Consider the following 14,295-nt stretch of genomic DNA (forward strand, 5'->3'; position numbering starts at 1 on the left):
AAAGTCTATACATGATTGGGGTGAATGGGTATTTCTAAGCAGATTAAATGGCGGGTCTTAATATCGACAAGTGTACTGTTACTGTTTTTAATCAGCTTGCTCAATTCCGGAACTGATTCTATATGGCAACTCGTTGCACTCCCAATCTATTTGTTTTTGGGATGGATGATTGGATTACAGGTCGATAAGTATTTGCATTCAAAGATAAATTTTGATTTAACTAAAAGCGCGTTGCTTGATTATACATACGCATTGGATTCTTCGTTTGATGCGATTGGAATCATGAGTGAAGAAGGAAATCATGAATTTGTAAATGAAGAATTGGCTAGGTTATACGGGTATCGCAAAGAAGATCTAATATCAACACATTGGGAAAGACTTTTTACAGTAGATTCTATTGAGCACATCCATGAAAATCTTTTTGCCGAAATTAAAAAAAATGGATACGTTAGATCTGAGGCAACTGGGGTCAAGAGTGATAATTCTACATTTCCACTTGAAATCACTATGTCCTTGTTAAATGAAACGCAGAAAATACTGGTTATCATTCGTGATATTTCGAAGAAAAAGCTGTATGAAGAAATGAGAAAATACAAAGCGGAACATAACGATTTAACCCATCTTCCAAATCGCCGCAAGTTAAATTATGATTTCGAAACCTTTGCCGATAATTCTTTGGAGACTTCGGTGTTATTCATTGACCTGGACCGTTTTAAAATTGCTAATGATACGTTGGGACGTGAAGTAGGAGACCAATTATTAATAGAAGTAGCAGAACGATTAAATTTCTTCAGTAATAAGATCGTCAAAGTGTATCATTTGGGTGGGGATGAATTTGTCGTCGTGATTCTCAAAGGTGATAGGGAATATACTCAAAACATCGCTGTGGACATTGGTGAATACATAAAAGAGCCTTTCTACATAAAAGGCAATGAAATTTTTGTGACGGCGAGTATAGGCATCAGCTGCAGTCCGGGACATACGGAAGATATGAATGAGCTAATTAAAATGGCAGACACCGCGATGTATTACGCAAAACTGGATGGCAAAAATACATACAAATGGTTCAATACGACTTTAAAAAAGCAACTTGAGAGAAGAACTCAGATCGAAAATGAACTTAGAAAAGCGATTCGAAATGAAGAACTTTATGTGGTGTATCAACCAAAGTTCAATCTACATACTTCTAAGCTTGCGGGAATTGAAGCTTTAATAAGATGGGACAATCCAATTCTCGGTTTGGTACCACCGATGGAATTTATACCAATTGCTGAAGATACTGGGCTGATTAATGAAATAGGCAAATGGGTTATCAACGATGTTTTATCTCAGATGAGGAAATGGCAGGATAAAGGGCATTCTGTGGTAAAAGTATCAGTGAATGTATCACAACGTCAATTCAGAGATTTTCATTTCATACCTTTTATCGAGTCATGTTTAACTATTTACAATATAGAATCTAAATATCTGGAAATTGAAGTGACGGAAAGCGTAATCGAAAATATTGAGTTGGTCATGTCAAAAATCAATGAATTGAAAGCAATGGGAGTCGGAATTTCAATTGATGATTTCGGTACAGGATTTTCTTCGCTGAGCATGCTGAAGAATTTGCCTTTTGATACATTAAAAATTGACCAATCGTTTATTCGGGATTTAATCGATAACAGTAAGGATATCTCCCTTGTAAAGACAATCATTTCAATAGGAAAAACGTTCAATCTCACGGTTGTGGCAGAAGGAATTGAGACAGAGGAACATCTCCATCTTCTTGACGAGTTGGATTGTCCAATGGGGCAAGGATACTTTTTCAGTAAACCGATTCGACCCGAACAACTCGAGGCAGAATTTTTAACTGTTTCACAGAAAATTTAGGAACACTTCCAGTACATAATGCTGGGAGTGTTTTTATTTTGAGTGCATTGAGGTGCCTTATGTAATATGTGGAATTTGTAACATTCGTCATCGACATTACAGCTGTCGATAAAGGTAAGCTAGAGGAAACGATGAAAGAGGCAATTGGTATTCAAGAAACAGGAGGCGTCGGCTACATTACAGGTTTGCCTTCTAGAAATTCTGGCAAGTGAGTCTTTACATGTAATTGATAATTAGAAAAAGTGGAATTCAGCAGAAAGTTGCTGGGTTCCATTTTTTTGGAATCACAAACATCAATACACACAAAAAGCAACCTAGGTAGTTAGGTTGCTTTTGTACGTTCAGTTTAAATTTTATGCATCAGATTCTATAAAGGAAATTAATGAAATTACTTTGTTAATTTTACTTCTTTTACACTGTTGGCTGGAATTATCACTTTCATTTCAATCAACTGTTTCGTTCCATATAATTTGTTTTCTACAATCTGCCCATTCGTTCCTTTGTAATTTCCAGGCTTCATATAAAATGGGATATTTACCGAGATTTCTTTATTTAAGCGGTTAGTTACGGTTGCGGTTTGTGTGACTTGTGTTCCATCATTCGGGAGGGCAAATTTATTTTCAAATGAAACTACTCCTGCTGACGTGTTTCCATTTTGATAGACTGGCATTGAACGATCTGGTCCTTCATAGATATAAGAATTAAAATCTGCCTTGTCTACCTCTTTTTGAAATACGCGATATCCTACCCAAGGCATCGCTGAAAGTTCAATGGATGCTGTTGTTGAGTATAAAATACCATCTTGATTCGTGATATTGTCAATATGGGTATGGCCATGAAGCGCGATATTTACCTTGTTCTGTTTCATAATCTCAATCAATTCAAGTGCACCTTCGCCATGCCATTGCTGGTCATACTTTAATCCGAGCTTTTCGCCTTTAACCAACGTCGAAAGATTTTGTGGATTATGCTGTGTGTCGTATTCTTTCCAGTATTCTCCCACTTCTGGATCGCTGGCAGGCCAGATATCTTTGTCACGCCAAATTGGGTTGTGATGTGAAAATAATCCTCTTACTTGGTTTTCGGAAGCGGTTTGTCCGTTTTTCGCTAAGTCTTGTTTTATCCAGTTCAATTGCTCATCGCGGATTTGTCCACCCCACGTTGGAACCGAAAGGGAGCCATGTCCTTGTCGATCAAATTTATTCCAATCGAACGAATTATAACCAATCATATGCGCGTAAGAACCGTAATCGAATGAAAAGTATTGGGGTCCAAAATATTGTTCCCAGTATTTTGCTCCATCAGCAAGTGTGGCATCTTGTGCGTAAAAATCATGATTCCCTGGAACGATATAAACAGGTACATTTAATTTCTTTAACATGCGATAAGTTTCTTCATACTCGTAAATATACTCTTGTGGATTCATTTGACCGAACATTAAATCACCTGTCATCACAACAAAGTCAGGTTTCAGCAAGTTTACTTGATTGATTGTTTTTTGTAAGTACAGCCAGCGTTTGGACTCGTCGGGATTCCACATGCCTGCTTCCTTTGCGTTCGCTGGGTCATTTATATTTCTTGGTGAACCAACATGAATATCGGTTAAGTGTATAAATTTGAAATCTTTTTTAAACTCATTGATTACCTTTACGGAGTTAGGTTCCTCATCCGTTACACGAGTTCCATTTGCGGTATAGTTAATTTCCAAATCATATAAATTTTCTGCAATGTCATCTGGTATGGAAACTGTCACGTTATAGATGGAAGAACTTTCTTTCCAATGAGACGAGCCTTTTTCCACATGTGTGACTGGTAATGAAAACTCACCTTCAACACCAGAGTTTTGAGTTTGATTGATTTTCACATCCCAGCCGGATGACTCTTTACCTTTAGTATCAACTTGTACAGTTAGACTTGTCCCTTTCTTTTTGATTGCGGGAGTAGCAAGTAATGGATAAATAATATTTTCTACTTTTGGATCAATTGCTATATTTGGTGCCTGATCTAAAAAATGAGTTGATTTCCCGATACCGCCATCTTGCAAATCTACACTTGATACCGCATTTACATAAGCAACTGGAACGGTTAAGGAAACGATCGTTAACAGTGTCAAAAATTTTTTATTCCATTTCATTTGTTTCACTCCTTTTTTTTCGTTCTGCAATAAGTTTATCAAGCTACTATGAAGGATCCATTACGTACGTTTAAATGCTTTGTGTAGATTATTTCTAAAGTGTGTCATTTATTTGGAGAGTGTGGATGTCGGCTGAAATTGTATCTTCAACTGGATTGTTGTGGGATGAAAGGAGTTTATTCTTTTGTTTACAAAGATAGACGTTGCACTAATGCACTATATAAATATGAAAATTATCGTAACCCAAAATACTTAAGTTGATATAATAGATAGTTAGTTGTTATATCATGTTAAAATTAATGGTAGAATAAACCTATTAAGTGATGTATGTTGGAGGAGAAATTGATTAGATGAACAATGAAATCGTTGTACGGAATCATGTCAAAGTGTTCGGTGAAGGAACAAAAACGATTGTTTTTGCACATGGTTTCGGGTGTGACCAGTCCGTATGGCGTGATGTGGCGCCAGCATTTTCAAAAGATTACCGTGTCGTCCTGTTTGATTATGTCGGTTCAGGCAACAGTGATAAAAAGGCTTATTCGGTAGAGCGATACGAATCATTGCGCGGATATTCGCAAGATATTATCGATATTTGTGATGAGATGGAATTAAAGAACATTGCATTTGTAGGCCATTCAGTAAGCGGGATGATTGGTGCGTTGGCGAGTATTGAGCGACCTGATTTAATGGAGAAGTTGATTATGATCGGTCCGTCTCCTCATTATTTAAATGAACCAGGTTATACCGGAGGGTTTGAGAAATCAGACGTTGATGCGTTGCTGGATATGATGGAAATCAATTATCAGGAGTGGGCCAAGTATTTGGCACCAGTGGCGATGGGTGTAGCTGCCGAGCCGGACATGACAAAGAGTTTTGAAAATACGTTGTGCTCAAACGATCCAAACATTGCACGAAAGTTTGCTGAAGTAACGTTCACTTCAGACTCTCGGGATGTACTTGGTGAAGTAAAGACGCCAACGCTGATTTTACAAACACAATACGATGCAATTGCGCCAGTGGAAGTTGGCCAATATATACATACAAATATTTCGTCTAGTGAGTTTGTACTGATGGAAGCGACGGGTCACAATCCCCATATCAGTTATCCTGAAGAAACTGTTGCTTGCATAAGTGCGTATTTAAAGAAGTGAGAGGAGACGTTGTAATGGAAGAACAGTTAAATTTAGCACCTTGTGGTTATTTAGTGATGAATCAGAGCTTTCATGTGATAGAGATGAATCAAACATTACGAGATATGCTCGGTGTAGAAGACTCGCCTGTTCATTTACACGACATTTTGACGACCCCTTCTCGAATCTATTTTCAGACATATTTTGCACCTTCCATTACTGTACACGGAAAAGTGAACGAACTGTATTTGACTTTGAAAGCGAAAGAACATCAAATTCCGGTACTACTGAACGCAGTGAAACAACAAGATAGATATGCCTGTGTAATGGTCCAAATGAAAGTGCGGGATGAATATGAAAACGAGCTTTTGATGGCGAGACGAAGAGCCGAGAGAGTTCTTCACGATACGGATGAAGCCAATAAACAGTTACAAGAATTACTGAAAGAAGTAGAAGAAAAACAACAGGAGTTGTTGGATTTGAATAAGGATTTGCTGGAGCTTGCATTGACAGATCCGTTGACAGGTTTGAAGAATCGACGGTACTTACAAGATAAAATTATGGAATTTATAGAGTTGGCGAAGAGTTCGGAAAATGAAATGTTTTCACTTTTGCTGATTGATGTCGACCATTTCAAGGAAGTGAATGATACTCATGGTCATCCGATGGGGGATGCTGTGCTGAGAGAGTTGTCTTGGAAGCTTTTAAGGGAAACAAGGGACAATGATATTGTTGCTCGAGTGGGCGGAGAAGAGTTTATGATTTTGTTGCCAAAAATGAACGAAGAGAGTGCTCGAGTGATTGCTGAACGAATTCGCCTAAATGTCGATCATGGACCGTGGGCTCAAAAGAGAGTTACAGTCAGTATTGGCGTCACATCTTATAAGTTTGGAGACAGTCCAAGTTCTTTGTACTCCAAAGCAGATCAAGCGCTTTATATTTCTAAAAATGCAGGACGTAATCGCGTGTCTGTCAGCTGAATTTGAAAACCCACTAGAAATTGAATCTGTCTAGTGGGTTTTTTGTGTACTTAAAAAGTCTTTCATCTTTTGTATGAGATGTCTTCCAGAAAACCAGCAATGCGTCTTAATTTTTCTTCCATCCCGTCCAAACTTTTATCGGTGATGGGGGGATGGTGGGCTAAAGTATGCAAGGAATCGCTGATATGGGACAGTTCAGTATGAATGTCTCGAAGTACGTTTACTAATGAAGTGATATTTTCTTCATTCATAAGTCCCTCCTTGTAAAGTGTGGCGTTTCAATTATTTTATTATTCTCACGAGCTCTTAAGAACATCTTCCTTTCTATGCAAGTTGAAAGGGTTTACGAAAAGGGGGAGAAAGGGTAGAAAAAGGACAAGGAATGATTGAACAAGAGGAGGAAACACGTATGAATAAGCGAGTAGTTGGAATTTATAATAGCGAAGAGGCAGTCATGCTGGAAATCGATAAATTGAAGTCGCTTGGTCACAATGAAAGTTCGATTTTCGTGCTGGCACAGGATTATACACGGGCTTCAGCGATTGCACAGCAAACAGGAGTACAACTCGAAGATATTCCTGAAGAAGGAAATATGAGACCACAAGGCACAGGCATATTCAGCAAAGTATTTTATGCATTGGATTATGATACGCAGCATTCAGGCGTCGCGTCCGTGTTGAAATCTGCTGGTGTATCTGAAGATGAAGTCGGTCTTTACGTACGGAAAATTGAACAGGGTGATATGGTAGTTTTAGCGAATGAAAATGCACCACATCAGCCTTACTCGGATGAAAGTGATGCGGGCTATGCGAATGAGGAACAATCCATGCAGTATTATGAAACCGCAATGACTGGGGAGAACGGTCACGTTTCTTCTCATTCAAGAAGCAGAAGGTTTGCGGATCAGGACCAAACAAACCATATGGATGGACAGAATCTACAGCATTCACTAAATCCGATTCAGGATGAACTAGTACCAGGACGTGATGCGGCAGCTCAAGGTGCAGTGACCAGTTTTTCTCCACTAAAAAAAGACGAAGTCTATGTCGAACATATTTATTTTGACAGTTTTACTGCGCCAATTGAGACCGATGATGAAGAATTAATTCGTGTACCAATTATTGAAGAACGTGTAAAAGTAATAAAAGAAAAAGTAGTAACAGGCGAAATCGTTGTCCGAAGAAGAACAATCTAAATAATGTTAAATTAACAACCTTCTGGCACTGGCCAGAAGGTTGTTTTTGTTTATTGAAAAATTAATTCAGTAAAGTTGTGTTAACTGGAATTAGCGAGCGAATGTTTAGGGGTTATTCGAACATGTCTGCAATTATACATAAACTACCATTCATCTTTAAAAGCTTTGATCATCTCGTTTAGCTGCGTACTTGATGGAAAAAAAAATTATTGAAGCAATTTATTTCTGTGAGGAAATAATTTTTAGTTTTTGTTCCAAAAATAAGGATAAAATATCCCGAAGCTTTGTGATGCTGGAGAAGTCAAAAATTGTTTGTGCGAGTACGTTTATGATGGCTAGGAGTAGGAAAAACCATACGGTTCCTAAAATAACAATATCTAGATATTCAAGCGTGATAGATCCGGATAAAAGAATACCACCTAAAAAGGTCAATACCGGAAATAAATAGATCTGTATGGATGTGCTCATGCGGGTTCCGAACGATTTTTTTCTCGAAACATTTTCGATTTCATTTCGAACAATTTCTTCAAGTATCAGAATGTTATCCAAATCAGTTAGTGATATTTGAAGTTTATATTCGAGCATATGAAACCAGACTGCGACTTCTTCATCATAATTTTTTTTGAATTTATAAATGGCGTTATTCTGTAAGATATCATGCTTTAGATATGAGTCAAATAAGGCGTAAACTAAATATCCCGTAAAAATTGTAACAGCAGATAAAATGTAATAGTCGGCTAAAAACAAGAAGAGACAGATTAACAATGAGGCTGGCAAACTGGAAATAATTAAACGATTTTTCCAATTGGATACTTTAATATACCTAAAAATCATCGTCAATTTTTCAAGTGGATTAAATATGTTGTTGTAGCTTTCATAAACAGTGAACATTACTTTATTCATTAAGATTCCCTCCAATCTCTATCTATATATATGGAAGGAGAGGGGGAAAATATAGGCTTTTAAGATTATTACTAAGTTTAGTATAAATTCAATTCCTATTAAGCCTCAAATTTTTTCAAGTGTGACTTCAACTAATCCTTCATTTTTTTAACTAAGCGAGTTCTCAACCCTGCGATTCCTGCAAGTTCAGGGCAAAAAACTTCGTTATCAAATAAAATATATAACCACCTTGTATGATTTTTTAAAAAAGGAACATTCTATATGCAACAAGGAGGTGAGCAACATGGCAAACAACAATTCAAGCAACAAATTATCAGTACCAGGTGCAAAACAAGCTTTGGATCAAATGAAGTATGAAATTGCACAAGAATTTGGTGTACAACTAGGCGAAAACGCTACATCGCGTGCTAACGGTTCCGTTGGCGGAGAAATCACTAAGCGATTAGTAGCACAAGCCCAACAACAATTAAGAGGTAATCAAAATTCATAAAACATGGGCCGGCAGATTCTTCTGTCGGCTTTTATTTGTTTAGTGCGAATAACAAAAGGTCTTTGTGGTCAACCTTCTTACTAGCTAAAGTAGTTTTCCCTTATTTTCAGTTTCAATTAGTTTTCTCGATGAAAGGATGTGCAGATTCTTTGCTTCTTGCACCACTTTTACTGTTTTTCTGGATCGTCACCATTTTAGTGGCCAGCTGCACAGCAGATGCACATGCTTTTTTGTACGAGCAGGCCATCAGTTTTCAGTTAGATCTATCACCAAATTTTAGTGACTTGCTTATTACACATGAAATTCATCTCCATGAAAAGTTCTTTATTATCCAAAAAGTTGGTCACATTTCTGCTTTTGGGTTATTGTACTTTTTCCTTTTAGCTACAATAAAGAAGTTTGGATATGCTTTTATTTTGTGTAGTATCTTTGCATTTTTCACCGAAATTCTGCAGCTGTTTTTTCAACGAAATGGGCGACTTTTTGATGTGGGATTTGATCTAATTGGCATTCTCATTGTATTTTTCATATGTAAGTTATTGGTCACGACCTCTAATTCAAAAAAAGTTTACGGATTATCAGGATAAAAATGAGCATGCAATTAATTTCGACTACCGAAAATTACGAACCATAAAAGTAATTTGTTTTCAATGTTTTTTTGAAATAATACATTATAAATGTGACAAATTAGTGAATTATTAATTTCCCTCCGCAAACCGACATTTTTTTACAAAAGCAATTAGTTATGATGATTCTTGAGCATACAAGCTCCACAAAATTCAGACAAAAAATACCATATATAATTAAATGGAGGAAAGGATTACTCATGACAAATTTACACATGAAAGTGCTTTTGCTTGGGCAAATCAATATTAAGAGGAGAGTTATGTATTATAAAGCAAAGCATTTTGGTTTTACGCATTCAAGCGTAGTCGCATGCAGCCAAGAGCTTGATACATTGTTGAATAAATACCAAGGAATTTAATTGCATACACTAAAAAGGAATCTAGAAGCCACCCGCTTTATAAAGATTCTTTTTTTATATCTAAAAAACATAACTTTTGCACAAAGAAAACAGAATATGTCCTTGTGAGATCGAAGGCATTGGTGTTGCCGAGAACGCCAAAAGATGCTTTTACAACGTCAACGTCGATTTCTCCTACGTGGACGCCAATTTCTCCTACGTGAACGTCGATTTTTCCTACGTCAACGCCGATAATTCCTACGTGACCTCGATTATTCATATTTCAACGCCAAATATCCCTACGTCACCGTCCATTATTCCAACCAAGAGTCGTGGTATTTTTTCATTTCAGCTATCAAATTACTCAATTTTAATAGATTTACTTGAATATGATAAGTAGAGGATACATTCATGAAAATCTGATTCGCTAGCGGCATGTATGTTTATCTTTTAGGCGAGGATTTTGCCATCTACAAAGTGAATGGGAGATGCATGCCTTGTTCCAATTAAGGAGAATGAAAATAAATGAGTAAATATCATCAAAATGAGAAATTTGATTCTCTAACGAAAAAATGCGAGTCAAGATTTGCACATTTGGTAACTGAAATAACTATAACTTCTGAGGCTATTCGATTCGCCTCCTATAATCACTGGTTTATTGGAGATGAACTGAATGGCTGATTTTCCAATCATCTTAGTGGACGATTTTCAAGGTGCAACGGATTCTTTAAAGATCCAAGCAGCAATAAATTTTGCTGAAAAGAATAATCAAAAGGTTGTAGTAAGTGGGAATAGAACGTACTCCTTGAATGCGCCAATTGTGATAAAAAAAGGTGTGGAGGTGCAAGCAAGTCGTGCCACGCACTATACCGTACAAGGGAATTTTCGGGTGTTTGAACTTCAACAAGACGCTTCATTGGTAGGTGGTTTCATTACAATAAATAGTTCAAGTTACAATTCTGACGTTATTTATTTGGATGGAAAATACCAATATGAAAAAACGTGCGTGAAGGATTTGTATTTGACAAATTGGTCCGGAAAAAATGGAGGGACGGCAATCAAGCTATATGCAGGAGCAAACGGCAGTAAAATTCAATATATTAACTTCGAAAACATATCCATTTCAAGGTTTTCGAAAGGGATATTTTTGCAAGCAGTGAAACCAGCTTCGGGTGAAGCTTGGGTCAATGCCAATCGATTCGATAAAATTACCCTCGATGGATGCACAGATATGATTGTGCTGGACTCCTCAAAACAGCCACCAAATGAATGCTCAGGCAATGTCTTTACCAATCTTCAAATCCAACCATCCAGTGATACAAATAAACTGGTTACAATTACAGGAACGGAAAATCAATTTGATGGTATGTCGTGGGATTTGCATTTCATCAAACATACAAATCCTGTTGTGGAGTTTAAAACGGCCAGTTCCGGCAATCAGTTTAGAATCTTACTTCCTTACAATCGAATCGTAAACAATGGAGATCTTAGCAATAGTAAAGGGAGAGATATCATTCCGTTAACTACGAGTGATCCGACAACTCCGACCATCGGGCAAATATGGTTAAGGGTAGATTTATAATGGCCACACCCATCGCATACCAGAAAATCCAAACGGCAAAAGGGATGCTTCGTGTTCCTATTTACAAAATTAGTGATGTAAAAGATTCATCTTTACGGATTTACACAAGTAAAGGAATTGGTTGTTTTGATCTCGTTTCACCCTCAAATGCTACTCCCTTGCGCGTAATGACTGCAAACGGGATACGAGGAATTCGCACCATTTAATTGTGTCATACGATTTACAGACTAAATAGTTTGGCAAACCAGCATTCGTTGCTGGTTTCTTTTCTGTAATCCATTTATGAAGAAATGAAAATTTTCGATCTAATGAAATTTATGGTACGCTTGTTTCAAAAATTAAGTGGGGGAAATGAAATGACTAAAGAAACGAACTGGTGGAAGAAAAGTGTTGTGTATCAAGTGTATCCACGCAGTTTTTATGATTCAAATGGAGATGGAATCGGTGATTTACAGGGCATCATTTCAAAATTGGATTATTTGGCGGAGCTTGGTGTAGACGTGATTTGGCTAAGTCCGGTATATGATTCGCCGAATGATGACAACGGTTATGACATTAGGGATTATCAAAACATCATGGATGAATTCGGCACAATGGCGGATTTTGATGAGTTGTTGAAAGCGGCAAAGGAAAGAAATCTCAAAATTATTATGGATTTGGTCGTCAATCACACCTCAGATGAACATGCGTGGTTTGTTGAGTCGAAGTCGAGTGTGGACAATCCTAAACGAGATTATTACATATGGGCACCAGGAGAAAACGGGCAGCCACCGAACAATTGGGGATCTGTTTTTGGAGGGTCCGCTTGGCAATGGAATGAGGAAACACAGGACTACTATCTTCATTTATTTTCAAAAAAACAGCCTGATCTAAATTGGGAAGATGAAGAATTGAGACAGTCGGTATATGACATGATGCGTTTTTGGCTCGATAAGGGAATTGGCGGATTCCGCATGGATGTTATCAATTTCATTTCAAAAGTTCCGGGCTTGCCTGATGGCGCAAAAAATGAAGGGCAAGCATTCGGAGATGGAAGTCCATACTTCATGAATGGTCCTAAAATACATGACTTTTTACACGAAATGAATCAAGAAGTGCTTTCGCATTATGACGTCTTGACTGTTGGAGAAATGCCGGGAGCGTCACCGAAGGAAGCCATCGATTATACGAATCCGGAAAATAAAGAAGTAAACATGATTTTCACTTTCGAACATATGGATTTAGATAGTGGACAAAACGGAAAATGGGATTTAAAACCACTGAATTTGATCGAACTAAAAGAAAATCTCGAAAAATGGCAAACGTCTCTTCAAGGCAAGGGATGGAACAGTCTATATTGGAACAATCATGACCAGCCTCGAATTGTTTCGCGTTTTGGGGACGATGGGGAGTATCGCGTGCAGTCGGCAAAAATGCTTGGGACTTGTTTACATATGATGCAAGGGACGCCTTACATTTATCAAGGTGAAGAAATCGGCATGACGAATGTGGCGTTTGAGACAATTGAGCAATACAAAGATCTTGAAACGTTGAATATGTATAATGAAAAAATCGAACAAGGTGTCGATCACCATACAATTATGCAATCTATATACACAAAAGGTCGCGACAATGCACGTACACCGATGCAATGGTCATCCGAAAAAAATGGTGGGTTTACAACGGGAACACCTTGGATTGAAGTGAATCCGAGATACACAGAAATAAATGTGGAGAATGATTTACTGAGGGAACAGTCGATTTTTGCACATTATCAGCAGTTGATCAGTTTGAGAAAACAATTGGATGTCATCACAAACGGAGATTTCAATTTACTATACAAAGATCATCCGCAACTTTTTGCATATGAACGCAGAACTGAAGCAGAAAGCCTTCTCGTGTTGTGTAACTTCAGTAAGGAAGAAATACTTCTGGAAAAAGATGTCGTGAAAAACTATTCAACTAATAGTAAGGTCATCGCCCAGAATTATTCATCCGTTGAATTGTTAAATGACTTTGTTTTGCGACCTTATGAGACGTTGGTCTTTTATTCTTCCAAGTAGGAATGAATTGAGCAAAAAATCAAATATAGACGAATCTTTAAAATCATGTATGATAAAAAAGATAACTTCATCGTTTAATAGAATTTAGCTAAATGGAGGTTAAGAGTAAATGGTAGTCCTTGGTGTGGATATTGGGGGGACGAAAATTCGTTTCGGCGTTGTCGATTCGACTGGACAAGTGATTGAAGATCATGTTGTTCCAACTCAGATTCCTCTGTATCCTTATTTAGAAGAAAAAATCGTGGAATTTTTACAGAACCATCCTCAGATTGATGCGATTGGAATCGGTACGAGAGGAATGGTTGATGCCGAACAAGGCGTCATCACTTTCGAAACCGAAACATTGCCTGGTTGGCAAGGCACAGAAGTGAAAGCGCTTTTACAAAAAGCGACGGGACTTCGAGTCGAAGTTAACAATGATGCAAACTGTGCTGGTCTTGCTGAAAATCGACTGGGAGCGGCGAAAGGTTTCCGACGTACGGTTTGTTTAACGGTTGGAACTGGTCTGGGTGGCGGATTTGTCACTGATGGTCACATTATGAATGGAGCTCACGGCGGTGCCGGCGAAGTCGGTCATATGATTTTATATCCGAATGGTCACGTTTGTGCTTGTGGTCGACCTGGATGCAGTGAACAATATGTGTCAGGGACAGCACTTCGACGCTTTATAGCTGAACAGAACATTGTTGACGAGAACAATGAGCTTGTATCACCAAATCGTATGTTCGAATTGGCTCAAGAAGGTCATGTGAAAGCATTGGCTCTTACGAAACAATTCACGGGTGATTTGGCCGTTGTCATCAGTTCACTCCAAGCTGTTCTTGATATGGATTGCGTCGTAATTGGCGGAGGTGTATCTGAATCTGCTGATGGCTGGTGGTCCTACTTACTGGAGGCACTTGAACCGTTGTTGCTGAAGCCATTGGAAGTAAAAAGAGCGAAGTTTGGCAATGAAGCAGGAATGCTTGGTGCAGCTTTACTTGTATGGACAGAAGAAAATTAA

16 protein-coding genes are annotated in these 14,295 nt (G+C 37.9%); 12 read left to right on the forward strand and 4 right to left on the reverse strand.

The annotated features are described in order from the left end of the window. Nucleotides 1-24 precede the first annotated feature (24 nt). Both ACQKEV_RS04450 and ACQKEV_RS04455 read left to right on the forward strand, forming a co-directional pair. Complete coding sequence (locus ACQKEV_RS04450; protein ID WP_427457741.1) at nucleotides 25-1,872, forward strand: putative bifunctional diguanylate cyclase/phosphodiesterase; 1,848 nt, start codon at nucleotides 25-27, stop codon at nucleotides 1,870-1,872. 68 nt (nucleotides 1,873-1,940) lie between these two features. Further along, nucleotides 1,941-2,084 carry a hypothetical protein gene (locus ACQKEV_RS04455; RefSeq protein ID WP_427443738.1) on the forward strand — a complete coding sequence of 48 codons (144 nt, stop codon included), beginning with the start codon at nucleotides 1,941-1,943 and terminating at the stop codon, nucleotides 2,082-2,084. A gap of 176 nt (nucleotides 2,085-2,260) precedes the next feature. Here the strand turns inward: ACQKEV_RS04455 and ACQKEV_RS04460 are convergent, their stop codons facing one another. Then, the gene (locus tag ACQKEV_RS04460) at nucleotides 2,261-4,006 is read right to left on the reverse strand and encodes a metallophosphoesterase family protein (protein WP_427443740.1); all 1,746 of its coding nucleotides are present in this window, start codon (nucleotides 4,004-4,006) and stop codon (nucleotides 2,261-2,263) included. Between the two features lie 350 nt (nucleotides 4,007-4,356). Between ACQKEV_RS04460 and ACQKEV_RS04465 the strand changes: the two genes are divergently transcribed. Together ACQKEV_RS04465 and ACQKEV_RS04470 are read left to right on the forward strand one after the other, a co-directional pair. Further along, on the forward strand, nucleotides 4,357-5,157 hold the full coding sequence (locus ACQKEV_RS04465) for an alpha/beta fold hydrolase (RefSeq protein ID WP_427443742.1): 801 nt from the start codon (nucleotides 4,357-4,359) through the stop codon (nucleotides 5,155-5,157). A 14-nt stretch (nucleotides 5,158-5,171) separates the two neighbouring features. Then, nucleotides 5,172-6,116, forward strand: a complete 945-nt coding sequence (locus tag ACQKEV_RS04470) for a GGDEF domain-containing protein (RefSeq protein WP_427443744.1) — start codon at nucleotides 5,172-5,174, stop codon at nucleotides 6,114-6,116. Nucleotides 6,117-6,178: 62 nt separating this feature from the next. Here ACQKEV_RS04470 and ACQKEV_RS04475 read toward each other — a convergent pair whose 3' ends face one another. Beyond that, nucleotides 6,179-6,367 carry a hypothetical protein gene (locus ACQKEV_RS04475; protein ID WP_427443746.1) on the reverse strand — a complete coding sequence of 63 codons (189 nt, stop codon included), beginning with the start codon at nucleotides 6,365-6,367 and terminating at the stop codon, nucleotides 6,179-6,181. 158 nt (nucleotides 6,368-6,525) lie between these two features. Here ACQKEV_RS04475 and ACQKEV_RS04480 point away from each other — a divergent pair, with 158 nt between their 5' ends. After that, nucleotides 6,526-7,311 (forward strand): general stress protein, encoded by a 786-nt coding sequence (locus ACQKEV_RS04480; protein ID WP_427443748.1) that lies wholly within the window; start codon nucleotides 6,526-6,528, stop codon nucleotides 7,309-7,311. A gap of 219 nt (nucleotides 7,312-7,530) precedes the next feature. Here the strand turns inward: ACQKEV_RS04480 and ACQKEV_RS04485 are convergent, their stop codons facing one another. Continuing rightward, nucleotides 7,531-8,214, reverse strand: coding sequence for a hypothetical protein (locus tag ACQKEV_RS04485; RefSeq protein ID WP_427443750.1), 684 nt, complete (start codon nucleotides 8,212-8,214; stop codon nucleotides 7,531-7,533). Between the two features lie 283 nt (nucleotides 8,215-8,497). Here ACQKEV_RS04485 and ACQKEV_RS04490 point away from each other — a divergent pair, with 283 nt between their 5' ends. The 3 genes from ACQKEV_RS04490 (at nucleotide 8,498) to ACQKEV_RS04500 (ending at nucleotide 9,689) form a co-directional block, all read left to right on the forward strand. Beyond that, on the forward strand, nucleotides 8,498-8,704 hold the full coding sequence (locus tag ACQKEV_RS04490) for an alpha/beta-type small acid-soluble spore protein (RefSeq protein WP_016428168.1): 207 nt from the start codon (nucleotides 8,498-8,500) through the stop codon (nucleotides 8,702-8,704). 128 nt (nucleotides 8,705-8,832) lie between these two features. Then, nucleotides 8,833-9,291 (forward strand): VanZ family protein, encoded by a 459-nt coding sequence (locus ACQKEV_RS04495; protein ID WP_427443752.1) that lies wholly within the window; start codon nucleotides 8,833-8,835, stop codon nucleotides 9,289-9,291. 239 nt (nucleotides 9,292-9,530) lie between these two features. Further along, complete coding sequence (locus ACQKEV_RS04500; RefSeq protein ID WP_427443754.1) at nucleotides 9,531-9,689, forward strand: aspartyl-phosphate phosphatase Spo0E family protein; 159 nt, start codon at nucleotides 9,531-9,533, stop codon at nucleotides 9,687-9,689. 37 nt (nucleotides 9,690-9,726) lie between these two features. On the opposite strand, the gene ACQKEV_RS04505 is transcribed toward ACQKEV_RS04500, so the two are convergent. Further along, nucleotides 9,727-9,948, reverse strand: coding sequence for a hypothetical protein (locus tag ACQKEV_RS04505; RefSeq protein ID WP_427443756.1), 222 nt, complete (start codon nucleotides 9,946-9,948; stop codon nucleotides 9,727-9,729). A 393-nt stretch (nucleotides 9,949-10,341) separates the two neighbouring features. On the opposite strand from ACQKEV_RS04505, the gene ACQKEV_RS04510 reads away from it, so the two are divergent. From ACQKEV_RS04510 to ACQKEV_RS04525, 4 genes are all read left to right on the forward strand, one after another. Next, nucleotides 10,342-11,250 (forward strand): hypothetical protein, encoded by a 909-nt coding sequence (locus ACQKEV_RS04510; RefSeq protein WP_427443758.1) that lies wholly within the window; start codon nucleotides 10,342-10,344, stop codon nucleotides 11,248-11,250. Next, the gene (locus tag ACQKEV_RS04515; protein WP_427443760.1) at nucleotides 11,250-11,456 is read left to right on the forward strand and encodes a hypothetical protein; all 207 of its coding nucleotides are present in this window, start codon (nucleotides 11,250-11,252) and stop codon (nucleotides 11,454-11,456) included. The genes ACQKEV_RS04510 and ACQKEV_RS04515 overlap by 1 nt, the downstream gene beginning before the upstream one ends. Before the next feature lie 150 nt (nucleotides 11,457-11,606). Further along, nucleotides 11,607-13,292 carry a glycoside hydrolase family 13 protein gene (locus ACQKEV_RS04520; RefSeq protein ID WP_427443762.1) on the forward strand — a complete coding sequence of 562 codons (1,686 nt, stop codon included), beginning with the start codon at nucleotides 11,607-11,609 and terminating at the stop codon, nucleotides 13,290-13,292. Nucleotides 13,293-13,401: 109 nt separating this feature from the next. Next, nucleotides 13,402-14,295, forward strand: coding sequence for an ROK family protein (locus tag ACQKEV_RS04525; RefSeq protein WP_427443764.1), 894 nt, complete (start codon nucleotides 13,402-13,404; stop codon nucleotides 14,293-14,295).

It is taken from the genome of Paenisporosarcina sp. NPDC076907 (genome assembly GCF_050269735.1).
Classification (GTDB): domain Bacteria; phylum Bacillota; class Bacilli; order Bacillales_A; family Planococcaceae; genus Paenisporosarcina.